The 24,128-nt window shown below is 70.9% G+C and carries 21 protein-coding genes; 8 read left to right on the top strand and 13 right to left on the bottom strand.

Annotation, left to right across the window (positions count from 1 at the left end; genetic code table 11):
• The first annotated feature begins 305 nt into the window (after positions 1 to 305).
• On the top strand, positions 306 to 608 hold the full coding sequence (locus tag ACQEV1_RS17140) for a hypothetical protein (RefSeq protein ID WP_433394683.1): 303 nt from the start codon (positions 306 to 308) through the stop codon (positions 606 to 608).
• A 304-nt stretch (positions 609 to 912) separates the two neighbouring features.
• On the opposite strand, the gene ACQEV1_RS17135 is transcribed toward ACQEV1_RS17140, so the two are convergent.
• From ACQEV1_RS17135 to ACQEV1_RS17100, 8 genes are all read right to left on the bottom strand, one after another.
• Positions 913 to 2,970 carry an ABC transporter family substrate-binding protein gene (locus tag ACQEV1_RS17135; RefSeq protein WP_433394682.1) on the bottom strand — a complete coding sequence of 686 codons (2,058 nt, stop codon included), beginning with the start codon at positions 2,968 to 2,970 and terminating at the stop codon, positions 913 to 915.
• Positions 2,967 to 4,769 (bottom strand): oligopeptide/dipeptide ABC transporter ATP-binding protein, encoded by a 1,803-nt coding sequence (locus ACQEV1_RS17130; RefSeq protein ID WP_433394681.1) that lies wholly within the window; start codon positions 4,767 to 4,769, stop codon positions 2,967 to 2,969. Before ACQEV1_RS17130 ends, ACQEV1_RS17135 begins: the two co-directional genes overlap by 4 nt.
• Positions 4,766 to 5,554 carry an ABC transporter permease gene (locus ACQEV1_RS17125; RefSeq protein ID WP_433394680.1) on the bottom strand — a complete coding sequence of 263 codons (789 nt, stop codon included), beginning with the start codon at positions 5,552 to 5,554 and terminating at the stop codon, positions 4,766 to 4,768. Before ACQEV1_RS17125 ends, ACQEV1_RS17130 begins: the two co-directional genes overlap by 4 nt.
• Before the next feature lie 334 nt (positions 5,555 to 5,888).
• Positions 5,889 to 6,845, bottom strand: coding sequence for an ABC transporter permease (locus ACQEV1_RS17120; RefSeq protein WP_433394679.1), 957 nt, complete (start codon positions 6,843 to 6,845; stop codon positions 5,889 to 5,891).
• 93 nt (positions 6,846 to 6,938) lie between these two features.
• Complete coding sequence (locus ACQEV1_RS17115; RefSeq protein WP_285617466.1) at positions 6,939 to 7,973, bottom strand: acyl-CoA dehydrogenase family protein; 1,035 nt, start codon at positions 7,971 to 7,973, stop codon at positions 6,939 to 6,941.
• Between the two features lie 3 nt (positions 7,974 to 7,976).
• A complete protein-coding gene (locus ACQEV1_RS17110) occupies positions 7,977 to 9,143 on the bottom strand; it encodes an acyl-CoA dehydrogenase family protein (RefSeq protein WP_433394678.1) in 1,167 nt (388 codons plus the stop codon).
• 13 nt (positions 9,144 to 9,156) lie between these two features.
• The gene (locus ACQEV1_RS17105) at positions 9,157 to 9,750 is read right to left on the bottom strand and encodes a TetR/AcrR family transcriptional regulator (RefSeq protein ID WP_285580727.1); all 594 of its coding nucleotides are present in this window, start codon (positions 9,748 to 9,750) and stop codon (positions 9,157 to 9,159) included.
• Positions 9,751 to 9,811: 61 nt separating this feature from the next.
• Positions 9,812 to 11,293, bottom strand: coding sequence for a DHA2 family efflux MFS transporter permease subunit (locus tag ACQEV1_RS17100; RefSeq protein ID WP_433394677.1), 1,482 nt, complete (start codon positions 11,291 to 11,293; stop codon positions 9,812 to 9,814).
• 100 nt (positions 11,294 to 11,393) lie between these two features.
• Here ACQEV1_RS17100 and ACQEV1_RS17095 point away from each other — a divergent pair, with 100 nt between their 5' ends.
• Positions 11,394 to 11,987, top strand: a complete 594-nt coding sequence (locus ACQEV1_RS17095) for a TetR/AcrR family transcriptional regulator (protein ID WP_433394676.1) — start codon at positions 11,394 to 11,396, stop codon at positions 11,985 to 11,987.
• Between the two features lie 2 nt (positions 11,988 to 11,989).
• Here ACQEV1_RS17095 and dapF read toward each other — a convergent pair whose 3' ends face one another.
• A complete protein-coding gene (dapF, locus tag ACQEV1_RS17090; protein ID WP_433394675.1) occupies positions 11,990 to 12,784 on the bottom strand; it encodes a diaminopimelate epimerase in 795 nt (264 codons plus the stop codon).
• Entirely contained in the window at positions 12,772 to 13,668 is an 897-nt protein-coding gene (miaA, locus tag ACQEV1_RS17085; RefSeq protein ID WP_285618868.1) for a tRNA (adenosine(37)-N6)-dimethylallyltransferase MiaA, read from the bottom strand. Before miaA ends, dapF begins: the two co-directional genes overlap by 13 nt.
• 127 nt (positions 13,669 to 13,795) lie before the next feature.
• Between miaA and ACQEV1_RS17080 the strand changes: the two genes are divergently transcribed.
• Entirely contained in the window at positions 13,796 to 13,999 is a 204-nt protein-coding gene (locus ACQEV1_RS17080; protein WP_285580733.1) for an antitoxin, read from the top strand.
• A 14-nt stretch (positions 14,000 to 14,013) separates the two neighbouring features.
• Here ACQEV1_RS17080 and miaB read toward each other — a convergent pair whose 3' ends face one another.
• Positions 14,014 to 15,498: a tRNA (N6-isopentenyl adenosine(37)-C2)-methylthiotransferase MiaB gene (gene miaB / locus ACQEV1_RS17075; RefSeq protein ID WP_433394674.1), complete on the bottom strand. Its 1,485-nt coding sequence runs from the start codon at positions 15,496 to 15,498 to the stop codon at positions 14,014 to 14,016.
• A gap of 164 nt (positions 15,499 to 15,662) precedes the next feature.
• On the opposite strand from miaB, the gene ACQEV1_RS17070 reads away from it, so the two are divergent.
• The 4 genes from ACQEV1_RS17070 to ACQEV1_RS17055 all read left to right on the top strand — a co-directional run bounded on the left by ACQEV1_RS17070 (position 15,663) and on the right by ACQEV1_RS17055 (position 19,060).
• A complete protein-coding gene (locus tag ACQEV1_RS17070; RefSeq protein WP_285580735.1) occupies positions 15,663 to 16,445 on the top strand; it encodes an amino acid ABC transporter ATP-binding protein in 783 nt (260 codons plus the stop codon).
• Between the two features lie 55 nt (positions 16,446 to 16,500).
• Positions 16,501 to 17,358, top strand: a complete 858-nt coding sequence (locus tag ACQEV1_RS17065) for a glutamate ABC transporter substrate-binding protein (RefSeq protein WP_285580736.1) — start codon at positions 16,501 to 16,503, stop codon at positions 17,356 to 17,358.
• Between the two features lie 68 nt (positions 17,359 to 17,426).
• Complete coding sequence (locus ACQEV1_RS17060) at positions 17,427 to 18,116, top strand: amino acid ABC transporter permease (protein WP_285617478.1); 690 nt, start codon at positions 17,427 to 17,429, stop codon at positions 18,114 to 18,116.
• On the top strand, positions 18,113 to 19,060 hold the full coding sequence (locus ACQEV1_RS17055) for an amino acid ABC transporter permease (protein WP_285617479.1): 948 nt from the start codon (positions 18,113 to 18,115) through the stop codon (positions 19,058 to 19,060). The genes ACQEV1_RS17060 and ACQEV1_RS17055 overlap by 4 nt, the downstream gene beginning before the upstream one ends.
• Before the next feature lie 55 nt (positions 19,061 to 19,115).
• On the opposite strand, the gene ACQEV1_RS17050 is transcribed toward ACQEV1_RS17055, so the two are convergent.
• The gene (locus ACQEV1_RS17050; RefSeq protein WP_433394673.1) at positions 19,116 to 19,385 is read right to left on the bottom strand and encodes a hypothetical protein; all 270 of its coding nucleotides are present in this window, start codon (positions 19,383 to 19,385) and stop codon (positions 19,116 to 19,118) included.
• A 294-nt stretch (positions 19,386 to 19,679) separates the two neighbouring features.
• On the opposite strand from ACQEV1_RS17050, the gene ACQEV1_RS17045 reads away from it, so the two are divergent.
• Positions 19,680 to 21,674, top strand: coding sequence for a S9 family peptidase (locus ACQEV1_RS17045; protein ID WP_285617481.1), 1,995 nt, complete (start codon positions 19,680 to 19,682; stop codon positions 21,672 to 21,674).
• 76 nt (positions 21,675 to 21,750) lie between these two features.
• On the opposite strand, the gene rny is transcribed toward ACQEV1_RS17045, so the two are convergent.
• On the bottom strand, positions 21,751 to 23,340 hold the full coding sequence (gene rny, locus ACQEV1_RS17040) for a ribonuclease Y (protein ID WP_349497939.1): 1,590 nt from the start codon (positions 23,338 to 23,340) through the stop codon (positions 21,751 to 21,753).
• Positions 23,341 to 24,128: the final 788 nt, after the last annotated feature.

The raw sequence follows: 24,128 nt of genomic DNA, 5'->3' as shown, positions 1-24,128 counted from the left end.
ATCTCGCTGCGCTGTTCAGGCGGAACGGAATTGCGTCGACACGCGCGAACACGGTCCGCGACCGACCGTTTACTATTTTGACACACCGCCTTTGTGACCGGCACGCCGATCGCTTCGTCGCAGGTAAACACGATCGCTTCGTGGCCGCATCCGGTCAACGCCGGGGAAGGTCAAGTAAAGAGCACGTCACACGCTCATGACGACTGGTCACCTACCCCCAGGTTTCTCGTCCATGGGACTTCTCACCATCGGCGACGACCATTAGCATCGCAGCACTGAACACCGTGGGCAGAAGGGTGCCGACGATGGCGGGACTTTTGTTTGACAACCCGTTCTATGGAAAGCTCGCCCAGGCTGTAAATGGCGTCAGGAAGGACGCCATTGATCTTGAACGAATGCTCAACAGATCGTTCGAGACGGCTCAACGAGCACAGCTGAACGCGGGCTACGAGAACAACGTGGACACCCAGCGCAGACAGCTCCGGTGGGCTCTCATCAGCATTGTCCAGGCTGCTGAGGACGCCCTGCAGAACACCCCGACGAAGGTCACGGCCGAGGAAGCCGCCGTCGGAGGCAAGGGCCCGTACGGCGCACCGAGTTTCTGGTGACCGTCCGAGCTCACCCGCCGAGCCCGCCGACCAGCCGAAAGTAACGGTGGCGTCCCTCGGGGGAGCGAGCCGCCGGCGGCCCACCGTCATCCGCCAACGACACGTACGGCCGGCGAAACGCACGCTCGCCTGGACGCCGGTTTCGGCGGCAACCCGCGAAGGCCGGTGCGGAGGTCCGGCGGGGTCGACGCCGAGTCCGACGGCAACCCAAAGGCCAATGCGGGTCCGGCGGGGTCGGTGCCGGTTTCGGCGGGGACCTGCGGAGGTCGGGGCGGGGTTTCAGCGTTTCTGACCGATGGGTCGGTCATCGGCGGAAGCCGACATCCGGCCATGCCGGGGTGGAAAGGCCGAAGGCGCCCCAGTTCACCAGGGACTGGCGCGTCGGGACGATCTGCGGGCGTTGGTACAAGGTCACCGAGTGCACCTCATTCCAGATCAGCCGGTCGGCTTCGTTCGCGTATCGGCGGGCTTTCGCCGGGTTCAGTTCCTCCGTGGCCCGGTCGAGAAGGGTGTCGATCGGCGCGGAGCCGATTCGGGCGACGTTCTGCCGGACATCGTTTCCGTGTGGTCTGCCGTAGATCGGCCCCAGGTTGGAGATGGGGAACGGGCCGCCGATCCAGGAGAACGGTGCGAGGTCGTACGCGCCCGGAATGAGATAGCGGTCGAAGAAGTCGCTGTCGGGCACCGGCCGCAGTTCCACCCGTACACCCACGCGGCCCAGCATGACCTGGATCAGTTCACCGCTCTGGCGGCCGGTCGCCGCGCTCGCCGGGTAGACATAGCGCAGCGTCAGCGGGCGGCCGTTTGTCAGCCGGGTCGGGCCGCGCGTTCGCCGGCCTGCCTGGTCCAGCAGACGTCCGGCAGCCGCCGGATCGTAGGTGCCGAGGTCGCCCGCGTTGTCCTGGTAGCCCTCCTGGGTGTTGACGAAGGCGTGATCGTTCAGGAGGCGTACCGGCCAGTCCAGGCCGGCCAGCGCCGATCGGGCGAGCGCGCGGCGGTCGATGGCCATCGCCACGGCCCGGCGTACGTTCGCGTCGGCCAGGGCGGGGGCCGCGCCGTTGAACGTGAGCTGGCTGAAGTCCGGGCCGGCCGCCCGGCGGACGACCGTGCCGGGGACCTGCCGCGCGCGCCGGTACGCCGCGGCGTCCGCGCCCGCGTCGAACGCGTCGATCTCACCGCTCGCGAACGCCCCCGGCATGGCGTCGCGCGCGAGGTACCGGAAGACGACGCGGTCGAGCCGGGCCCGGGGCCCCCACCAGCGGGTGTCACGGACGATCGTGATGGCCTGGGCGGTGTGGTCGATGCCCTCGGGCCGGAACGGACCGGCGGTGACCGGAAGCCGGTCTGACCACGCACGGTCCCAGGCCGACGGGTCGCCGATCGTCTCGGCCGGGTACAGCGGGCTGAACAGGCTCCGCCACTCCCCGAACGGCCGGTCGAACGTCACCACGACCTGCCGGTCGTTCACCCCGCGGGCGACCTGCCGAATCCGGTCGTACCCGGTGGAAGTGGTGATCTGGTACGCGCCGTCGCGGCCGCGGCAGGCGCGCCACAGCGCACGGAAATCGCGGTAGCCGAGTGGTGTGCCGTCGGACCAGCGGGCCTTCGGGTTGAGATCGTAGGTGACGACCTGTCTCGGCTTCCTGCGGGTGACCTCCGCGCGCACCAGGTAGGACGGGTCGGCGGCGACCCTCCCCCGCTGGTCGGAGCGGAACAGCCAGGGCATCAGCGCGCCGAGGATCCGCGCCGTGTCGAGGTCGGCGCCGCCCAGGTGCCAGTAGTTCCACTGGGTGGGAAACTCCGTAGTCGCCAGCCGCAGCGTGCCCCCGTCCCGTACGCGTTCACGCGGCGTCGGGGCGATGTCGTACGCGCCGATCGGGGACAGCGGCCTCGCGGGCCCATGCACCGGCGCACATGCGGTGGTGAGCAGCAAGAGCAGCACGACCGACGCGGATCTCCGCCTCGGCGACCCGAAGCCACCCACGAGCCGGCCGAGGACCACCAGAAACGGCCGGCGTTCCGACGCGACTCCAAGCCGTCGCCACGGCATGCACACGGACGTGAACAGCAAGAACAGCCCGACCGACACGGACCTCAGCCCCGACGACCCGAAGCCACCCACGAGCCGGCCGAGGACCACCAGAAACGGCCGGCGTTCCGACGCGACTCCAAGCCGTCGCCACGGCATGCACACGGACGTGAACAGCAAGAACAGCCCGACCGACACGGACCTCAGCCCCGACGACCCGAAGCCACCCACGAGCCGGCCGAGGACCACCAGAAACGGCCGCCAATCCGACGAGGCTCCAAGCCGTCGCGACGACGTGCGCAGTAAGGACAGCGCGAGCGGTGGGGGTCTCATCGCGGTTCTCCTTGGCCGGGGAAGTGGCAGGCCACGGCGTGGTCGGGGGCGAGATGGCGGAGGGCGGGATCCTGCTCGGCGCATCGGCGGCGGCCCGGTGCCGCCAGTGCCGGGAACACCGGGCAGTGGGGGCGGAACGGGCAGCCGCCGCGTGGGTCGGGTGGCGGATCCCCTACCGCCCGGCCGGGCCACGGACCCTCTACCGCCCGGCCGGGCCGCGAATCCCCTACCGCCCGGCCGGGCCGCTCACGGGGTGGAGGCGAAGGCGGGACGGCGTCGAGGAGTGTCCGGGTGTACGGGTGGGCGGGTGTGCCGTACACCGCGCCGGCGTCGCCGAGCTCCACGATGCGTCCGCGGCGCATGACGGCGACGCGGTCGGCCAGCAGGCGGAGGACGGCCAGGTCGTGCGCGGCGATCACGTAGGCCAGGCCCAGGCGGGTCTTCAGGCCGCGCAGCAGTGCGACGACGCCGGCCTGGGTGGAGACGTCGAGAGCCGAGAACGGTTCGTCGAGCAGCAGGAGCCGCGGGTCGAGGGCGAGCGCACGGGCGATGCCGACGCGCTGACGCTGCCCGCCGGACAGTTCGTCCGGCCGGCGCGCGGCATGCGCGGGGTCGAGCCCGACGAGGTGCAGGAGGTCGGGGACGCGGGCGGCGATCTCCGACCGGCGGCGGCCGTGCGCGCGGAGTGGTTCGGCGAGGATGGCGCCCGCCGTCATGCGCGGATCGAGGGCGTGGTCCTGGAAGACCAGTTGCAGGTCGCGGCGGAGTTCGCGGCGTTGCGCGGCGGACAGGCTCGCGGCGTCACGGCCGAACACCACGCCGGTACGGAGGGCGGCGATCTCCTTGAGCGTGGTCGTCTTGCCGCACCCGGACTCGCCCACCAGGCCCAGCGCCTCGCCCGCCCGGACGTCGAAGCCGACGCCGTCGACGGCACGCATCCGCCGCCGCGCCACGCCTCGGGCCGGATACTCCTTGACCAAACCGTGAACCGCGAGGACGGTCGGTGCGTTCGCCCTGCCGCCCGTATGGCCGAGGCGGGGAACGGAGCGGAGCAGCGCGGGGGCCGCACGGGGCATGGAAGGGCCGGTCAAGGCCGTCGCGGCCGGGCCGATCCGGGCCGTACGGCCCGCGCGCATCACCATGATCCGGTCGGCTCGCTCGACGGCGAGCCCGAGGTCGTGGGTGATGAGGATGAGGGCCGCGCCCGTACGGCGCTGAACGGTCCGGAGGGTGTCGAGGACACGGGCCCGCACCGGCGGGTCGAGACCGGCGGTCGGCTCGTCGGCGACGATCACGTACGGGTCGGCGGCCATCGCCACGGCGATCATCGCCCGGCGGCTCTGGCCGCCTGAGAGCTGATGCGGGTATGCGCGGGCGACCGCGGCGGCGTCCTGGATGCCGGCGAGGCGCAGCAGCCCGACCGCCCGCGCGGCCGCCGCGCGCCTGGACACGCGGCGGTGGGCACGGACCGCCTCGGCGATCTGCGCGCCGATCCGGTGGACGGGAGTGAAGGCGGGGTCCTGGAAGACCAGCGCGATCTCCTTGCCGCGGACGGCGGCGAGGTCGCGTTCGGGTAGGCCGAGGAGCTCGCGCCCGCGGAGCCGTACCGAGCCCTGGACTCGCGCGGACGCGGGCAGCAGACCGGCGAGGGCCAGGGCGGTCGCGGACTTGCCGGCGCCGGACTCGCCGACGACGGCGAACACCTCTCCCGGCGCCACCCCGAACGCCACGCCCCGCACCGCGCGAACCCCGCCCGCGAACGTGACGCCCAACCCCGACACCTCCAAGACCGCGGTCATGCCGGCCTCCGAAGAACGTCACGCAACCCATCACCGACAAGCGTGACGGCGAAGACGAGAAGAACGAGCACGGTCACCGGAGGCAGGAACAGCCAGGGGAAGGCCCCGGCCGACGGTGCGCCGTCCGCGATGACCGTGCCCAGCGAGACGTCGGGCGGTCGGGCCCCGAAGCCGAGGTAGGACAGGCTGGTCTCGGCGATGACGGCCGTGCTGACGTTGAGGGTCACGTCCACGATCAGCAGCGGGGCCAGGTGGGGGACGATGTGCCGGAGGATGATCGCCACCGGCCGCACGCCGAGGAGGCGGGCGGCGAGAACGTACTCCCGGTCGCGCAGGGAGAGGGTCATTCCCCGGACGACGCGCGCGGTGACCATCCACATGAAGGCGGCCAGCAGCGGCGCGAGGACCGGCAGGCCCGCGCCGTGGAGCGCCGGGGCCAGCGTCGCGACGACGAGGAGCGGCGGCAGGACGAGGAGCAGTTCGGCGATGCCCGTCAGCCCGCGGTCGGCCCAGCCGCCGAAGTATCCGGCGACGGCACCCGTCACCGTCGCCAGCCCGGTCGCGGGGACGGCCACGAACAGGCCGGTGACCAGCGACGCGCGCAGCCCCCGCAGCGTCAGAACGTACATGTCCCGGCCGGTCTGCGTCGTCCCCAGCCAGTGACGGGCGGACGGCGGACGGCGGAACGCGGTGAGGTCCACGGCGTCCCACCTCCACGACGTGAGGTACGGCCCGGCGAACGCGAGGACCAGCAGCACACCGAGCAGACCGAGGCCCAGCCGCACCCGAACAGCGCCGACCCGTCGTCGGCCCGGCACCCTCCGATGGGCCGGGAACCGCCGGTGCCTCCCGCTCCGGCCCGAGACGGTCCGCCCTCCCGGAACCTCGGCCGCGTCGGCAGGCCCGCCGAGACTCCTCGGCCCGCCGGCGGTGGAGGGAGCGACCGCCACGCCTTCGATTTCCCCGCCGTGCCCGGTCACCAGGCGCCCTCTTCCTCGTGGCCACCGCTTCGTCGCTCGCGGCACTGTGGGGCGAGTGCCGGCGGGCCCACGACGGACCCGGCTCCATCGCCGCGCCGGCCGTGCGCACGCTTCTCACCGGAGGATCCGGCCGGGAGTGTCATGGCCGGGCCCGGGGGTCCAGGGCCGGGTGGGCCAGGTCGGCGAGGAGGCCGACGAGGGCGACCGTCATCGCCGTCGCGCAGCCGCAGGCGGCGACCGCGTTCACGTCGTCGGCCGCGATCGAGTCGATCAGCCACTCGCCCAGCCCGTGCCAGGCGAAGATCTTCTCCGTGACGGCCGTGCCGGTCAGCAGGGCGGCGAAGCCGTACGCCGCGAAGGTCGTCATCGGTGCCAGCGTCACGCGCAGGGCGTGGCGGCGTAACACCGTGCGCCGGCGCAGGCCCCGGGCCAGCGCCGCGCGGACCCAGTCCGAACTCAGCGCGTCGAGCATCAGTCCGCGCTGGTAGCGGGCGCACATCGCGGCCTGGCCGAGCGCGAGCACGGTGGCGGGCAGGAGCAGATGACGCAGCCGGTCGGCGGCCGCCCCCGCGGCGCCGGGGGTGTACTCGCCGGTCCACGCGAAGACCGGCGTGCCGGTCCAGGCGTTCACGCCCTGGGCGGCCGTCTGGAGCAGCACCGCCAGGGCGAACGCCGGGACCGCCATCGTCACCAGCGCGCCTGCGGTGATCAGGCGGTCGAGCACGCCCCGCGGACGGGACGCCCCCACGGCGCCCAGCAGCACTCCTCCGGCCCAGCCCACCCCGCCGCCCGCCGCGACGAGACGCAGGCTGGCCCCCGCCCGCCGGAGCAGCTCGCCGCGCACCGGCATGCCGTCGAGCGTCGCGCCGAAGTCGCCGCGCGCCACCCTCGACGCCCAGGCCGCATAGCGCCGGGCCGGCGGCACGCGATCGTCGAGCCCCAGCGACGACAGCCGGGCCGAGACCGCCGCGCGGGGCGGTCTCGGGCTCCGGCTCTCCAGCGAGGCGCGCGGGTCGAGGGCGAGCGTGGCGGCGAAGTAGGCGAGGCTCGCCCCGGCGACGGCGATCACCATCCGGCCCAGGCAACGGCGCAGCACGACCAGAACCTCCCGCAGCGACGGACATCGACTGCGGAAAGTTATCGCAAAGTCACGCTATGACAACAGCCGGCGACAAACCCTGTGGACGACTCAGTCGAGCAGGAACGCCGCGACCTCCGCCCGCTGGGCCCGCTCCGAACCGTCGAACGCCGCCAGCCACTGCGCGCGCTTGTAGTACCGGTGCAGCACGTGTTCCCAGGTGAAGCCGATGCCGCCGTGCCCCTGGATGGCGTTCTCGCAGGCGAACACCGCGGCGGATCCGGCCAGCGCCTTGGCGGCCAGGCACGCCTGCCGGGCCATCTCGTCGTCCTCCGAGACGCACCACGCCGCCCAGTAGGCGAGCGACCGCGCCTCCTGCAACCGCACGTAGACGTTCGAGGCCTTGTGCGACACCGCCTGGTACACGCCGATCGGCTTGCCGAACTGCTCGCGCTCCTTGGCGTAGGCGACGAGCAGGTCCAGCGCCCGCTGCGCCACACCGACGCCCTCCAGTGCCAGCGCCGCGTAGGCGCGGTCGCGGATACGGCCGAGCAGGACGCGCGCCTCCTCGCCGGAGGCCAGAGCCCGCGCCGGCGCGGAGGAGAAGCGCACGTCCGCCACCCGCCGCGTGCCGTCGATGGTCGGATGCGGCGTCACCTCTGCGTCGGCCGCCTCCACCGCGTACAGCCCGTCGGCCGCGACGACGACGAACAGGTCGGCCACCGCACCGTCGGGCACCAGCGTCTTGACGCCGGTCAGGCGCCCGTCGGCGACCGACGTCTCGACCGGGTCCAGCAGCGCCTGTGGACGCCCCGGCTCGGCCCACGCGAGCGTCGCCCTCAACGTGCCCGACGCGATCCGCTTGCCCGTGTCGGCGTCCAACGCGGGCGCGGCGAGAGCGACGGTCGAGAAGTACGGCGCGGGCAGCGGCCGGTGACCGGTCTCCTCGAACAGCACGGCCTGGTCGAGGAAGGTCAGGTCCTGGTCCAGCCAGCCCATCGAGGCGAGCTTCGGCCAGACGTCCTCGTCGACGCCGGTCGAGGAGTCGGCGATCTCGGCCAGGCGCGCGTCGTCGTACCGGGAGGCCAGGAACTCGCGGGCGAAGCCGCGGAGCTGCTCCTGTTCTTCGGAGAACGCGAAGTCCATCGGTCAACGTCCCTTCGGCAGGCCGAGGACGCGCTCGGCGATGATGTTGCGGAGGATCTCCGACGTGCCTGCCTCGATCGTGTTGCCGCGCGAGCGGAGCTGCCAGTACTGCCAGAAGCCGTTCCAGGGCGCCTCGTCGGAGACCAGGCCGGTCAGCCCGAACAGCGACTGGGCGAGCGAGGTCAGCCGCTGGTTCGCCTCGCTCCAGGCCAGCTTGACGCCCGAGCCCTCCGGCCCGGGGATGCCCGTCTCCAACAGCGTGGTCAGCGACCGGTAGTTGGTGAAGCGCAGCGACTGCATCTCGATCCACTCGCGCGCGACGGCGTCACGGATCACCGGGTCGTCGGCGGGACGGCGGCCGTCCGGACCGGGCTCCTTGACCAGCTTGATCAGCTGGTTCACCATCCGCTCCAGCTCGGCGGAGAGCGCGAAGCCGAGCGTGCCGCGCTCGTGCAGCAGCGTGGTCATCGCGACCTTCCACCCGTCACCGGGCGAACCTAGGATCGACGAGCGCGGCACTCGTACGTCGTCGAAGAAGATCTCGTTGAACTCCGGGTCGCCGGTGATCTGCACCAGCGGCCGTACGGTCACGCCCGGAGCGTGCATGTCCACGATGAGGTACGACAGACCGGCGTGCTTGGCCGCCGACGGGTCGGTACGGACGACGAGGATGCAGAAGTCGGCCTTGTGCGCGTAGGAGGACCAGACCTTCTGCCCGTTGACCACCCAGTGGTCGCCGTCGAGGACCGCGCTCGTACGGCCGGAGGCCAGGTCGGAGCCGGAGCCGGGTTCGGAGAAGCCCTGGCACCAGATCTCCGACCCGTCCAGCAGCGGTCGCAGGTACCGCTTCTTCTGTTCCGGAGTGCCCCAGGCGATGATCGTCGGCCCGGCCATGTTGAGGCCGATCACTCCCGGATGGCCGGGGGCGTTGGCCCGCGACATCTCCTCCAGGTAGATCGCCTGGTACGTCGGCGACAGCCCGCGCCCGCCGTACTCCGAGGGCCAGGTCAGCCCGACGTACCCGGCCTTGTAGAGCTCGCCGCCCCAGCGCCGCAGCGCGTCGAAGTCGCCCCGGCCCCCTTCGAGCGGCCGGCCGGCCCAGTGTTCGGAGAGCCAGGCGCGGAGCTCCGCGCGGAACGCGGCCTCCTCCGGCGTGTCGTGAAAGTCCACTCTGGGGCCTCCCTCAGATACCGATCGCCCGGCAGTACAGCCGGGTGAGCTGCTCCACATCGCCGTCGTCGTGCGGCCGCCCGAGCACGAACCAGGTGTACGCGGTGCGCCCGATCATGGTGGCGAGCGCCACCGCGGCCGTACGGGGGTCGACGTCGGCCGGCACCAGACCGGCCTCCTGCCAGCCCCGGATCGCGCGCTCCTGGCGGTCGTAGAACACACCCCAGGCCCGCAGGTACGTCTCGCGCATGGCCGGGGAGAAGGTCGCGACCTGCTCGAACACCGCCATGAGCCGGGCGTTCCTGCGGTACGCGCGCAGGTAGGCGCGGTTGGCGCGGGCGATGCGCGCCTCGGGTCCGTCGCCGTCCAGTGGCTCGGCGCGCATGACCGTGAGCAGGCCGCGCAGCATCTCGTCGATCAGCTCGGCGAAGATCGCGTCCTTGTCGGCGAAGTGGGTGTAGAAGCTGCCGTACGCGACGCCGGCCCGGTCGCAGATCTCGCTGATCCTGGCGTCGAGGAAGCCGCGCTCCTCGAACACCTCGCGGGCGCCGCGGAGGAGCGCGGCCCGGGTCCGCTCCGCTCGTGCCTGCCGCTTGACCTGGGTCACGCGGACATCATAACCGAAACCGATTCGGTAATCGCCCGAGGAAGCCCGTCACCGTTGAGGATCAGACCTCCGGTACGGAGGGCTCGCCGGGGCGTGGAGTGTTCATCAGAACGGCGAGGATCACCGCGGCGACCGCGAGGATCACGGCCGCCGTCAGGAAGCCGCGGGTGAAGCCGTGCGCCAGCCCGGCCCTGAGAAGGCGGGGGTCGTGCCCGTGCGCGCGCAGGTAGCCGGAGGTCGCGCTGGTCGCGATCGTGTTGAGCAGCGCGACGCCGATCGAACCGCCGACCTGCTGGGCGGTGTTCGCGGCGGCCGAGGCGACGCCGGAGTCGCGGGCGGCCACCTCATGGGTGGCGTAGTTCATCGCCGGGGCCATGACCAGGCCCATGCCCAGGCCCACCAGAAGCTGCGCGGGCAGTACCCCGGAGGCGTACGAGGTGGTGACGTCGAGGCGGACCAGCCAGGCGAGACCCGCCGCGGCGAGGAGCAGTCCCGGCGCCATGAGGACGCGGGGCGGCACTCGGGGCAGCAGGCGGGAGGCGACGCCGCCGGCCGAGACCAGCACGGCCGCGGTCAGCGGCAGGAAGGCCACGCCGGTGCGGACCGGCGAGTACCCCCTGACCACCTGCAGGTGGTACGTGAGCAGCAGGAGCGTGCCGAACATCGCGATCATCGCCACGGCCACGCCCAGGTACGCCCCGCCCCGCGTACGGTCCCAGACGACCCGCATCGGCAGCAGCGGGCGCGCCACCCGGCTCTCCACCGCCGCGAACACCGCGAGCAGCGCGACGCCCCCGGCCAGCAGGCCGACGACGGACGCGGAGCCCCAGCCGTCGGACTCCGCCCGGCTGCACCCGTACACGACGGAGACGAGCCCGCCCACGGCGAGGACCGCGCCGGGAACGTCGAGGCGCGCCCGGCCGGAGCCGCGGTCGGCCGGCAGGACGTACCAGCCGAACGCGGACAGCACGGCGATCGGGACGTTCACGTACAGGCACCAGCGCCAGTCCAGGTACTCGGTCAGCAGTCCGCCGAGGATCAGGCCGATCGCACCTCCGCCCGCCGCGATCGCCCCGAAGACGCCGAACGCCCTGGCCCGCTCGCCGGGCCGGGTGAAGGTCACCGCGAGCAGCGAGAGCGCCGTGGGCGCGAGCAGCGCGCCGAACGCGCCCTGACAGGCCCGCGCCGCCAGCAGCACTCCGAAGCCGGGCGCCGCGCCGCCGAGGGCCGAGGCACCGGCGAAGCCGAACAGGCCGACGAGGAAGACGCGGCGGCGCCCGGCGTAGTCGGCGATCCGGCCGCCCAGCAGGAGCAGCCCGCCGAACGCCAGCGTGTACGCGGTGATGATCCACTGCCGATCGCCGTCGGACACGCCGAGGTCGTGCTGGGCCGAGGGCAGCGCGATGTTCACGATCGTGACGTCCAGCACGATCATCAGCTGGGCCAGGCAGATGAACACCAGCGCGACCCAGCGGCGGCGCCCGAGGTCCTCGGGTCCCTTCGTCGGGCGCGTCTCGGCGACGTCCGCAGAGCGCCGTTCCATGACAGCCTCCAAAAAACCGGATGTTCGTTCTCTTTTATGGCGACCGTCGCACCACCGTGGCGACTTGTCAAGAACGGACGTTCGTTTTAAATTTGACCCCATGCCTCGAGTCAGTGACGAGCACCTCGAACGCCGGCGGCAGCAGATCCTCGACGCCGCCCGGCACTGCTTCATCCGCAAGGGCTTCCACTTGACGTCCATGCAGGACGTCTTCGCCGAGTCGGGGCTGTCGGCCGGGGCCGTCTACCGCTACTTCAAGAGCAAGAACGAGATCATCCATGCGATCGCCACCGAGCGGCAGGGCAGCGCGGTCCAGCTCCTCGAGACGATCGTCAAGGAGGATCCGCTGCCGCCGTTCGAGGAGATCATCGAGCGGTTCCTGACTTTGGTGCAGTCGATGCTCGACGACGACGGCGCCCTCCGGGTGGCGCCGCAGGTCTGGGCCGAGGCCCTGCACGATCCGACGTACCGCGAGATCGTCTCCGTGCTGTTCGCCGGCGTACGGTCCTCGTGGACGTCGCTGGCCGTCCGCATGCACGACGCCGGGCGGCTGCCCGAAGACGCCGATCCCGAGGCCATGGGCGCGACGCTGATGTGCCTGATGCCGGGATTCGTCATGCAACGCCTGCTGGTGGGCGATGTCGACGCGGCGGCCGTGACCGCGGGCATCCGGGCCCTGACGGGCGCGCGCTGAGCCTAGAGGCGCAGGTCGCCCTCGGCGACCAGGACGGCCGGACCGCGCAGGAAACTCGTCTCCCCGTCCAGCGTCACCGTGAGCACGCCGCCGAGGACCGCGACCTCCCAGGTGCCCTCCGTACGGCCCTCCGCGTGCGCGGCGGCGACCGCCGTCGCGACCGCTCCCGTGCCGCACGACCGGGTCTCCCCCGAGCCGCGCTCGTGCACGCGCATCTCCACCCGGCCCTCACCCGCCGGGCGGAACAGCTCCACGTTGACGCCCTCGGGGAAGAAGCCGGCGTCCACCCCGGGCGCGCGGGACAGGTCGAGGCCGGACACCGGCTCGGTGATCGCGCAGGCCAGGTGGGGGTTGCCCATCGAGACGCCCAGGCCCTCGTACACGCGCCCGGACACGGTCGCCCGGCTGCTCCCGAGGATCTTCGGCGCGCCCATGTCGACCGAGACGTCGCCGGACGCGCCCAGGCTCGCCGCGCGTACGCCGCCGCGCGTGGCGATCGGCAGGTCGCCCGGGGCGGCCAGGCCCGCGTCGACCAGGTAACGGGCGAACACGCGCACGCCGTTGCCGCACATCTCCGCGATGCCGCCGTCGGCGTTGCGGTAGTCCATGAACCACTCGGGATCACCGTCGCGGCCGAGCGCCTTGGAGCGGACGACCCGCAGCACCCCGTCGGCGCCGATCCCCGACCGCCGGTCGCAGATCGCGGCGACCAGTTCCGGCGTCAGGTCGAGCGCGCCGTCGGGGTCGGGCAGGATCACGAAGTCGTTCTCGGTGCCGTGCCCCTTCACGAATCGCATGCACCGATCGTATCCAGCGCGGACTCGACCGGCGTGTCGTACCCGATCCAGCGCACGCGCGGATCACGGCGGAACCAGGACTCCTGCCGGCGCGCGAACCGCCTCGTCGCGCGCACGGTCTCCTCCCGCGCCCGCTCCTCGCTCCACTCCCCCGCCAGGAACCGCAGCACCTGCGCGTAGCCGAGCGCGCGACTCGCGGTGAGCCCGTCCCGCAGCCCGTACGGCTCGAGGCGCCGGACCTCCTCCACGAACCCCGCCGACCACATCCGCTCCACTCGCACCGCGATGCGTTCGTCCAGCTCGGGGCGTGGCACGACCAGCCCGAGCTGGGTGGCGTACTCCTTGGCCTCGTCGTAGGACGGCATCGAGGCGCTGAACGGCCGCCCGGTCATCTCGATCACCTCCAGCGCCCGCACGACGCGCCGCCCGTTACTGGGCAGGATCGACGCGGCCGCCGCCGGATCACGCTCGGCGAGCCGCGCGTGCATCGCCGCCGGCCCCACCTCCGCGAGCGACGCCTCCAGCCGTGCCCGCAACTCCGGATCGGTGCCGGGAAAGTCCAGGTCGTCGATGACCGCGCGGATGTAGAGCCCCGACCCGCCGACCAGCAGCGGCACGCGGCCGCGGCCGTGGATCTCCACGATCGCCCGCCGCGCCATGCGCTGGTAGTCCGCGACGCTCGCGGTCTCGGTGACGTCCCAGACGTCGAGCAGATGGTGCGGGACGCCCCGCCGCTCCTGTTCGGTGAGCTTCGCCGTGCCGATGTCCATGCCGCGGTAGAGCTGCATCGAGTCGGCGTTGACGATCTCACCCCCGAGCCGCAGGGCGAGCTCCACCGCCAGATCGGACTTGCCCGCGGCAGTGGGCCCGACGACGGCGACGATGTTCGTCCCCGCGAGGTCGTCGTGCCTGATCGTTCGCGTCACATGCTAATTCTGGCCCCCCTCGGGTATGGCATCCGACACGACGGCATCGGCGGTCGATGCCCGGACCGGACCCCTAGGGGGATCAATGTCCATCGTGGACAAGGTGAAGGCGTTCCTGGGCCAGCACGGCGACCAGGTCGACAAGGTCGTCGACAAGGCCGGCGACATGATCGACGAGAAGACCGGCGGCAAGTACGCCGACAAGGTCGACAAGGCTCAGGAACAGGCCAAGAAGACGGCGACCCAGTGGGGCGAGGAGGGCCGGCACCAGCCACCGCCCCAGCCCTGATCACCGGTATACGGTCACCGGCAGGACGGCGCCGTCGGGGTCTCTTCGGGGCGGCCGATGGTCGGCATGCCGAGGGAGACGCCCTTCGGGGGCTCGGCCACGCGCCGTTCCCACGCGTCGCCGGCCGGAGTGTGTCTCACGTGGCGTACCGGGCCGTCGGCGACCAGGTGGTGCGGTGCGGCGTATGTGACGTCCACCGTGACCACGTCGCCCGGCCGGGCCGTCTCCTCGGCGGTGAAGTGGACGAGACGGTTGTCGGGCGCGCGGCCGGACATGCGGTGCGTGCGGTCGTCCTTGCGGCCCTCCCCCTCCGCGACCAGGACCTCCAGCGTGCGGCCGACCTGCTTCTTGTTCTCCGCCCAGGAGATCTCCTCCTGCAGCGCGACCAGCCGGTCGTACCGCTCCCGGACGACCTCCTTGGAGACCTGTCCGTCCATCGTCGCGGCCGGGGTGCCGGGCCGCTTGGAGTACTGGAAGGTGAACGCCCCGGAGAACCGCGCCTCGCGTACGACGTGGAGGGTCTGTTCGAAGTCCTCGTCGGTCTCGCCGGGGAAGCCGACGATGATGTCGGTGGTGATGGCGGCATCGGGGATCGCGGCGCGGACCCGCTCGATGATGCCGAGGTAACGCTCCTGCCGGTACGAGCGGCGCATCGCCTTGAGCACGCGGTCGGAGCCGGACTGCAGCGGCATGTGCAGCGACGGCATGACGTTGGGCGTCTCGGCCATCGCCGCGATCACGTCGTCGGTGAAGTCGCGCGGGTGCGGAGAGGTGAAGCGCACCCGCTCCAGGCCCTTCACCTCGCCGCAGGCGCGCAGCAGGCCCGCGAAGGCGCTCCGGTCACCGAACTCGGCTCCGTAGGAGTTGACGTTCTGCCCGAGCAGGGTGATCTCCAGGACGCCCTCGGCGACGAGCGCCTCGACCTCGGCGAGGATCTCGCCGGGCCGGCGGTCGGTCTCCTTGCCGCGCAGTGAGGGGACGATGCAGAAGGTGCAGGTGTTGTTGCAGCCCACCGAGATGGACACCCACGCGGCGTACGGGGACTCGCGGCGCGTCGGCAGGGTGCTGGGGAACGCCTCCAGCGACTCCTTGATCTCGACCTGCGCCTCCCGCTGCACCCGCGCGCGTTCGAGCAGGACCGGCAGCGACCCGATGTTGTGGGTGCCGAACACCACGTCGACCCAGGGCGCGCGGTCGACGATCGTGTCGCGGTCCTTCTGGGCGAGGCAGCCGCCGACGGCGATCTGCATGCCGTCGTGGCTCTCCTTGACCGGCCGCAGGTGGCCCAGGTTGCCGTAGAGCCGGTTGTCGGCGTTCTCGCGGACCGCGCAGGTGTTGAAGACGACGACGTCGGGCGTCGCGCCCTCGTCGGCGCGTGCGTATCCCGCGTCTTCGAGCAGCCCCGCGAGCCGCTCGGAATCGTGCACGTTCATCTGGCACCCGTACGTGCGGATCTCGTACGTGCGGGCGCGGTCGTCGAAAGTCGTGGGCGCGTTCATCTCAAGAAGAAAGGGTACGCGCGCCCGGCGCCCCGGCGGGACCCGCTGATCCACCGAACCGCGCCCATCAGGGGGAACGGGGAGGTACCACGGGCTAACAACGTGATCGGATCGGTATATCAACGACCTGGCGGCGTTCTTCGGATCACGTACGCTTTGCGGGCATGACCGACACCGGCAAGGCGGCCCAGGAGGCCGACGTGAGTGGCGGCGGACCGCTCGTCGTACTTGAGAACGTCAACAAGTACTTCGGTGAATTGCACGTCCTGAAGGACATCGATCTCACCATCCACCGAGGCGAGGTCGTGGTCGTGATCGGTCCGTCGGGGGGCGGCAAGTCCACTTTGTGCCGCACGATCAACCGGCTCGAGCCGATCGACGACGGGACCATTCGGATCGACGGGCATCTGCTGCCCGAAGACGGCAAGGAGCTCGCGCAGCTCAGGGCCGATGTCGGCATGGTCTTCCAGTCGTTCAATCTGTTCGCGCACAAGACGATCCTGCAGAACGTCACCCTCGGCCCGACGAAGGTGAAGAAGACGCCCGCCGCCGAGGCGGAGAAGTACGCGATGGAGCTTCTCGAGCGGGTCGGGATCGCGAGCCAGGCCGAAAAGTACCCGGCACAGCTCTCCGGCGGGCAGCAGCAGCGCGCCGCGATCGCGCGGGCGCTCGCCATGCGGCCCAAGGTGATGCTCTTCGACGAGCCCACGTCGGCGCTCGACCCGGAAATGATCAAAGAAGTCCTCGACGTCATGACCAATCTCGCCGCCGAGGGAATGACCATGGTCGTGGTGACGCACGAGATGGGCTTCGCCCGCGCGTCGGCCAACAAGGTGGTCTTCATGGCGGATGGCCAGATCGTCGAGGAGAACACTCCGGAAGAGTTCTTCACGAACGCCCAGAGCGATCGCGCGAAGGATTTCCTTTCCAAGATTCTGACGCACTGATTGTCATGAACGCGCCGGCAGCGCCCTCGCGCCGGCTCGAAAGCGAAGGAAGATCATGCGAGTACGTCATTTCGGTGTTGCCGTCGCCGCCCTGGCCGTCGCCACGATGGGCGTCACCGGCTGCGGTGCCAAGAAGGCCGGTTCGGTCGTCGACAAGGCCAAGGACCAGAAGAAGCTCACCATCGGCGTGAAGTTCGACCAGCCGAGCATCGGGCTGAAGAAGCCCGACGGCACCGTCGAGGGCTTCGACGTGGACGTGGCCAAGTACATCGCCGGCAAGCTGGGCGTCCAGGAGAAGAACATCACCTGGAAGGAAACGATCTCCGCCAACCGCGAGACGTTCCTCAAGAACGGCACCGACGACCTGGTGATCGCCAGTTACTCGATCACTCAGGCGCGCCTTCCGCTGGTCACCTTCGGCGGCCCGTACCTGGTGCCCCACCAGGACATCCTGGTCCGCGCCAACGACACCTCGATCAAGACGTTCGCCGACCTCAAGGGCAAGCGGGTCTGCCAGGTCGCCGGCTCCAACTCCTGGAAGAACCTCACCGAGGGCACCAACAAGTTCAACCAGAAGGTCGCGATCAAGCTCGTGCCGGCCAACGCGTACGAGGAGTGCATCACCAAGCTCAAGGGCGGCTCGCTCGACGCGGTCTCCACCGACAGCACCATTCTCGCCGGTTACGCCGCCCGCGAGGGTTCCTCGGTCAAGGTCGACAATGTGCCGTTCACCGACGAGAAGTACGGCGTCGGCATCAAGAAGGGCGACGTCAAGACCTGCAACGCCGTCAACAAGGCGATCACCGACATGTACTCCGACGGCACGGCCAAGAAGCTCATCGACAAATGGTTCACTCCGGAGGGCCTGCAGTTCGACACGACCAAGCCCCCGGCTTTCCAGGGCTGCAGCTGAACCGTAGCGACCCCGCGCGCCGGTGAGCCTTCGCGCTCACCGGCGCCGTTTCGATCCGGTGGAGACCCATGAATTTGCACGCGCTGCTGGACTTCGGTCCGCTGCAGCAGAATTTCGGCACCGTCCTGAAGGCGTTCTGGGGGACGATCCGGCTCGCCCTCCTGTCGGGCATCGGCTCGCTGATCCTCGGCACCGTGCTCGCCGCGATGCGGGTCTCGCCGACCCCGGTGCTGCGGGGGGCGGGCGCCCTGTACATCTACGTCTTCCGCAATACGCCGCTGACGCTCGTGCTGCTGTTCTGCAGCCTCGGCCTGAGCGACACGCTGCACCTGCAGATCTCCCACGACCCGAGCACGAACGGCTTCTGGCTGGCGACGATCGGCATGACGATCTACACGGCGTCGTTCGTCTGTGAGTCGCTGCGGGCGGGCATCAACACCGTGCCGCTCGGGCAGGCGGAGGCCGCCCGGTCGATCGGGCTCACCTTCACCCAGTCGCTGCGCCTGGTCGTGCTGCCGCAGGCCTTCCGTACGGTGATCGCCCCGCTGGGCAGCGTGTTCATCGCGATGATCAAGAACACCACGGTGGCGCTCGCGGCGGGTTACTTCGAGGCGTCGGCCGAGATGAAGCAGATGTTCGACACGTACGGCGGCACCATCCCGATCTTCCTCGGGTTCGCGATCGGGTTCATGGTGCTGACCCTCCCGACCGGCTTCTTCTTCGGCTGGCTCTCCAAGCGACTGGCGGTGGCGCGATGACCCTGTCCGTGGACACCCCGTCGGACGCTTCGGCGCGGCGGCCGACCAAGAACAAGCCCTCGGTCCTGTTCGACGCCCCCGGTCCGCGCGCGCGGCTGCGCAACAACATCGTCACGCTGGTCGCGGTCGTGGTGCTGCTCTTCATCGCGTATCTGATCATCGCGCGGCTGGATCAGCAGCACCAGTTCGACGGCAAACTCTGGAAGCCGTTCACCGAGAAGATCGTCTGGACCAAGCAGATCCTCCCCGGCCTCGGGGGCACCCTCAAGGCGGCGGGGGTCGCCGCGGTGTTCGCCCTGATCTTCGGAGTGATCTTCGGCCTCGGCCGGCTGTCGGAGCACAAGTGGATCAGTGTTCCGGCCGGGGCGGTGGTGGAGTTCTTCCGCGCCATCCCCCTGCTGATCATGATCTTCTTCGCGATGGCGGGCCCGCCCGCGATCATGGACGCGTTCGACCGGGTCCTGCCGCCGGTCTCGGCGTTCCTGGCGCTCGTGATCGGCCTGACGCTCTACAACGGGTCGGTACTCGCGGAGATCTTCCGCTCCGGCATCAACTCGATCCCCAAGGGTCAGTCCGAGGCGGGCTACTCGATCGGCATGCGCAAGGGCGGCGTCATGCTGCGGATCCTGGTGCCCCAGGCGGTCACCGCGATGATGCCGGCCGTCGTCAGCCAGCTGGTCGTGCTGCTGAAGGACACCGCGCTGGGCTACATCGTCGCCTACAACGACCTGCTCAACAATGGTCTGCGTCTCGTCTCCGGCAACTTCGGCAACACCATCCCCTCGATCATCGTGGTCGCGGTGATCTACATCATCATCAACATCGCGCTCGGCCTGCTCGCGACGTGGCTGGAGAAGCGCAGCCGGCGCAGCCGCAAGAGCTCGGCCCGCACGCTGACCACCGCCGCGGGCGCGCCACCCGCGGTCGGCATGGACTCCATCTAGCTCGGCGTTCTCCCCGGACCGGGGCCGGTGGCGCGTCCACTGGCCCCGGTTTCGGCTATCCGGGCCGTGGTTCGTCCAGTTCGGAGCCGGTCCATGCGAGGACGGTCAGGGCGTCGCCCACCGTGAGCGTTCCGGGACGCAGCACCGAGAACTCGGCGCCGAACGCCACGCCGCCGCGTGGCTCTCGTCGGTGCTCGGCGCGGCGAGCCGGCTGGTGCGGGTGCCGCCTGCCGCCTCCCCTGGTCGATGCCCTCGTAGGCCGTACCGTGCGGGCTCCGGGCGCGCGGAGAGTCTTGACCGGATGGGAGATCAGCTCGCCGATCACCGCCGGCGTCCCCAGGCCGCCAAGTCAGGGGGACGCCGGGTGTGACGCCAGAGACGGCAGAGGTTTCTGACAGCGATTGGTCAGGTTCGGCGCTCGCCGGCGGGCGCGGGACCACTCGCCTTCGGCCGTCGCTCCTCACCGGAGCCGGCGTTTCGGCCCGTCGGGTACGGGTTCGGCGTCCGTTTCAGCGCGCCGGAACCCGGTGGGGCACGACCGGCCCCGGCCGCAACTTTTAACAAGCTCAAGTGCAGGGTCGTGGCCCCATTGTCCCCCGGTTTGCGAGACGATTCCGATATGACCGCTCGCGCGACCGCCCCCTATGGATCCTGGCCCTCCCCCATCTCCGCCGCCGACGTCGCCAGGGCACGCCTGCGCCTCAGCTTTCCCACGATTCACGGCGATCGTGTGTGGTGGCAGGAGACCCGTCCGGAGAGGGGCGGGCGTACCACGATCGTGCGGTCCGGCACCGACCTGCTGCCCGCGCCGTGGGACGCCCGAACGCGTGTGCACGAGTACGGCGGGCGGTCCTACCTCCCCCTGCCCGACGGCGACCTCGTCTTCGCCAACTACGCCGACCAGCGGCTCTACCGGCTCACCGAGGGCCGCACCCCGTTGCCGCTGACGCCGGAGCCGGCCGAGCCGGCGGGGCTGCGGTTCGCCGACTTCACGCTGTCGCCCGACGGTCAGCACATCTGGTGCGTCCAGGAGCGCCACGCCTCCGGCGCCGTACGGCGGGCCATCGTCGCGGTCCCGCTCAGCGGCGCGGCGGCCCAGAACCCCGGCGCGATCCGCGAGCTCGTCAACGGCGCCGACTTCTACGCCTTCCCGACGCCCTCACCCGACGGCGGGCACCTCGCGTGGGTGCAGTGGAGCCATCCCAGGATGCCGTGGGACGGCACCGAGCTGCGCGTCGCCGCCTTCGATGCCGCGGGCGCGCTCGAACGCCCCCGTACGGTCAAGGGCGGGCTGAACGAGTCGGCGCTGGCGCCCACGTGGCTGAACGAGACCGGCCTGTACGTCGTCTCGGACTGGCCCGGCTGGTGGAACCTGTACGAGGTCGGCCTGCACGGCGAGTCCGCGCAGGCGATGTACCCGGCCGAGGAGGAGTTCGCCGGGGCGCTGTGGCACCTCGGCGGCCGCCCGTACGCCCTCCTCGACGACGGGCGGATCGCGGTGCTGCACGGACAGGGCGACCAGCGGCTGGGGCTGTACGACCCGGAGACCGCCGAACTGACCGACTTCGACCTGCCCTACACCGACTGGAAGCTCCAGCTGTCCGCCGACGGCACCACCATCGTGGGGATCGCCGGCGCCCCGGACATCCCGTGGTCCGTGGTCGCGGTGAACGCCGACAGCGGCGAGGCCAAGGTGCTGCGGGCCGAGCTGGACTCTCCGCCCGACGCCGCGTACCTGCCGCTGCCGCGCGCTCAGGAGCTCGAGGGACCGTTCGGACGATCCGTGCACGCCTACGTGTATCCCCCGTCCAATCCGGGCGCCCAGGCGCCTGAGGGCGAGTTGCCGCCGTACATCGTGTTCGTGCACGGCGGGCCGACCGACCACTCCACGAGCGTGCTGGACCTGGAGATCGCCTACTTCACCAGCCGGGGCATCGGCGTCGTCGACGTCAACTACGGCGGCTCCACCGGCTACGGGCGCTCGTACCGCGAGCGGCTGCGGCGTCAGTGGGGCGTCGTCGACGTCGAGGACACGATCGCGGCGGCCCAGGCGCTGGTGGACAGCGGCGCCGCCGACCCGAACCGGGTGGCCGTCCGCGGCGGCAGCGCCGGCGGATGGACCACGCTGTGCACGATCACGCAGAGCACGCTCTTCAAGGCCGGCACGTCCTACTTCGGCATCGCCGACCCGCAGAACTGGCTCAAGGAGACCCACGACTTCGAGTCGACCTACCTGTACGGGCTGATCGGGCCGATCCCGGGGTTCGAGCGGACGTACGAGGAGCGCTCGCCGCTCGCGCACGCCTCCGGCACGGCCTGCCCGGTGCTGCTGCTGCAGGGCCTGGACGACCCGGTCGTGTCCCCTCCGCAGTCCGAGCGCTTCGCGGACGCGGTGGCGGCCAAGGACATCCCGTACGCGTACCTGGCGTTCGAGGGCGAGTCCCACGGGTTCCGGCGGGCCGACACGGTGGTCACCGCGCTGGAGGCGGAGCTGGCGTTCTACGGCCAGACGCTCGGCTTCGACCCGAAGAACGTGCCGGCGATCGAGCTGACCGTGGGACGGCGGCCGGCGCCTGTCGCGCCCGAGCCCGCGCCGCCCGCGGTCGAGCAGTGACCGAATCCCGTCCGGCACGGCCGCGCATGGCGTGCCGGGCGGCGTCCGGCCGCGCGTCGTAACGCGGCAACGCGGGTCAGCGGGCGAACTCCGTGGCCCGCGACTCGCGTACGACGGTGATCCGGATCTGCCCCGGGTAGGTCAGTTCCTCTTCGACCTGCTTGGCGATGTCGTGCGCGATGACCTGGGCCTGGATGTCGTCGACCGAGTCCGGCCGGACCATGACGCGGATCTCCCGGCCCGCCTGCATGGCGAAGACCTTCTCCACACCGTCGCGCTCGGTGGCGATCTCCTCGAGGCGTTCGAGCCGCTTGACGTACGCCTCCAGCGACTCGCGGCGGGCACCCGGGCGGCCACCGCTGATCGCGTCGGCGGCCTGGGTGAGCACGGCCTCGACCGTACGGACCTCCACCTCGTTGTGGTGGGCCTCGATCGCGTGCACGACCTCCTCGTCCTCGCCGTACCGGCGGGCGATCTCCGCGCCGATGAGCGCGTGGCTGCCCTCGACCTCGTGGGTGAGCGCCTTGCCGATGTCGTGGAGGAGGGTGCAGCGTTTCAGCAGGGCCGTCGGAAGGCGCAGCTCGGCGGCCATGATCCCGGCGATGTGCGCCGACTCGATCAGGTGCTTCAGGACGTTCTGCCCGTACGAGGTGCGGTAGCGGAGCTGGCCGAGCAGGGCGATGAGCTCCGGGTGCATGTCGGTGATGCCGAGCTCGACCAGGGCGTCCTCACCCGCGCGTACGCACAGCTGCTCGACCTCGGCCTTGCTGTGGTCGTAGATCTCCTCGATGCGCTGCGGATGGATCCGGCCGTCGAGGACAAGCTTTTCCAGGGTGAGCCGGCCGACCTCGCGGCGTACGGGATCGAAGCAGCTCAACAGGACGGCCTCGGGCGTGTCGTCGATGATGAGGTTGACGCCGGTGGCCGTCTCGAACGCCCGGATGTTGCGGCCCTCACGGCCGATGATCCGGCCCTTCATCTCGTCGCTCGGCAGGTGCAGGACCGAGACGACGGACTCGGCGGTCTGCTCGGTGGCCACCCGTTGGATCGCCAGCGTCACGATCTTCCTCGCGCGCTTCTCACCCTGCTCGCGCGCCTCGTTCTCGATGTCCCGGACGATCAGCGCCGCCTCGCGCTTGGCCTGGTTCTCGATGGCGGCGACGAGCTCGGTCTTGGCCTGGTCGGCGGTGAGCCCGGCGGCCTGTTCGAGGACCTGCCGGCGTTCCTCCTCGACCCGCTCCAGCTCGGCCCGGCGCTCCTTCAGTGACTGTTTCAGCTCGTCCAGCTTCTGGCCGCGCTCTTCGAGGCGCCGCATCTCGTCGTCGAGCCGCTGCTCGCGCTCGGCGAGCCGGATCTCCCGCCGCTCGAGATCCTCACGGACCGGCCGGAGATCGTCCTTAAGGGTCCTGATCTCCTTCTCGGCGTCTTCACGCGCCGTCTTGGAGACCTCTTTGGCCTTCGCCTCGGCTTCGGTAACGATCTCCTGCGCCTCTGTCTTCGCGCGCGCTACGATCTCGTCCGCGTCCCGATGAGCGTTGAGCTCCTCTTCGCTCCGCGCGGTGCTCTTGGCCCCTCCCCGGCCGGGGAGCCGCTGGAGCACGACGACGACGAAGGTGACGAACGCCACGATGATGACCAGTGCCGCACCTATGACAACCCAGATCACGGCACTGACCCCTTTCCTCGACACGGAGGCCGCCCAACACCAAGGCGGCGCGCGAGGGGCTACGAACGCGCCACGGGTACGCCGGACCGCCAACGGACGCCGGGCAGGGCACAACCGTCCGGGGTCCGAGACTTTCGTCCAGAACCCTGCAATCCGAACCAACCGGCCATAGGGGGAGCCGGTCGGACCACCCTTTCAGCTCGTCAACGTCTGCGGTCGTATGGCAATCCGCACTGCGCGGAGTAACTCCTCACTGCCGTAACCGTAAGCGTCGAGGAGGTAATGGGCAAGGAAAGACTCCTCGTTCGGGACGATTCGTTGCATGTGGCAAGCAGATACCCATAACCCCCGCTAGCCGCTCGTGCCGGCTGGGCCGTCGGCGCCCAGGGGACGCGACCGCTTCGCCGCGATGGATCGAGCGCCTTGGAGTTTCGACATAGCAGCAGGTCAGTGACGTGTTGTCTCGCCAAGCCGATCCGCACTCGGACGCCACGCGTCGCACGACGGTGGCATGACGCCCCAAGCGGAGGCGGCTCCGCGGGGCCTCGACCGCCGACGGCGAACAACGGACAGCCACCGCCAGGCGACGGACGGTGGACCCGGACGACGGACAGCGGACCCGCGCCCGGGGGTGGACGGCGGAGAGCCCCACGGGCAGCGAAGGGCGCAACAGGCCGCAGGCCGCAGGCCGCAGGCCGCAGGCCGCAGGCCGCAGGCCGCAGGCCGCAGGCCGCAGGCCGCAGGCCGCAGGCCGCAGGCCGCAGGCCGCAGGCCGCAGGCCGCAGGCC

Origin of the sequence: Actinoallomurus sp. CA-142502 (assembly GCF_050936355.1) — a bacterium.
Lineage (GTDB): Bacteria > Actinomycetota > Actinomycetes > Streptosporangiales > Streptosporangiaceae > Actinoallomurus > Actinoallomurus iriomotensis.
Note: the sequence above shows the minus strand (reverse complement) of the source record. Positions and strands in the feature narration are given on the sequence as shown.

Bases quoted from the DNA above. Each gene is read 5' to 3' on its own strand.
- ACQEV1_RS17045 (WP_285617481.1), top strand. From the start codon at position 19,680: ATGACCGCTCGCGCGACCGCCCCCTATGGATCCTGGCCCTCCCCCATC.
- ACQEV1_RS17095 (WP_433394676.1), top strand. From the start codon at position 11,394: ATGCCTCGAGTCAGTGACGAGCACCTCGAACGCCGGCGGCAGCAGATC.
- ACQEV1_RS17055 (WP_285617479.1), top strand. From the start codon at position 18,113: ATGACCCTGTCCGTGGACACCCCGTCGGACGCTTCGGCGCGGCGGCCG.
- ACQEV1_RS17135 (WP_433394682.1), bottom strand. From the start codon at position 2,970: ATGAGACCCCCACCGCTCGCGCTGTCCTTACTGCGCACGTCGTCGCGA.
- ACQEV1_RS17070 (WP_285580735.1), top strand. From the start codon at position 15,663: ATGACCGACACCGGCAAGGCGGCCCAGGAGGCCGACGTGAGTGGCGGC.
- ACQEV1_RS17065 (WP_285580736.1), top strand. From the start codon at position 16,501: ATGCGAGTACGTCATTTCGGTGTTGCCGTCGCCGCCCTGGCCGTCGCC.
- dapF (WP_433394675.1), bottom strand. From the start codon at position 12,784: ATGCGATTCGTGAAGGGGCACGGCACCGAGAACGACTTCGTGATCCTG.
- ACQEV1_RS17130 (WP_433394681.1), bottom strand. From the start codon at position 4,769: ATGACCGCGGTCTTGGAGGTGTCGGGGTTGGGCGTCACGTTCGCGGGC.
- ACQEV1_RS17140 (WP_433394683.1), top strand. From the start codon at position 306: ATGGCGGGACTTTTGTTTGACAACCCGTTCTATGGAAAGCTCGCCCAG.
- miaB (WP_433394674.1), bottom strand. From the start codon at position 15,498: ATGAACGCGCCCACGACTTTCGACGACCGCGCCCGCACGTACGAGATC.
- ACQEV1_RS17060 (WP_285617478.1), top strand. From the start codon at position 17,427: ATGAATTTGCACGCGCTGCTGGACTTCGGTCCGCTGCAGCAGAATTTC.
- ACQEV1_RS17100 (WP_433394677.1), bottom strand. From the start codon at position 11,293: ATGGAACGGCGCTCTGCGGACGTCGCCGAGACGCGCCCGACGAAGGGA.
- ACQEV1_RS17115 (WP_285617466.1), bottom strand. From the start codon at position 7,973: ATGGACTTCGCGTTCTCCGAAGAACAGGAGCAGCTCCGCGGCTTCGCC.
- ACQEV1_RS17080 (WP_285580733.1), top strand. From the start codon at position 13,796: ATGTCCATCGTGGACAAGGTGAAGGCGTTCCTGGGCCAGCACGGCGAC.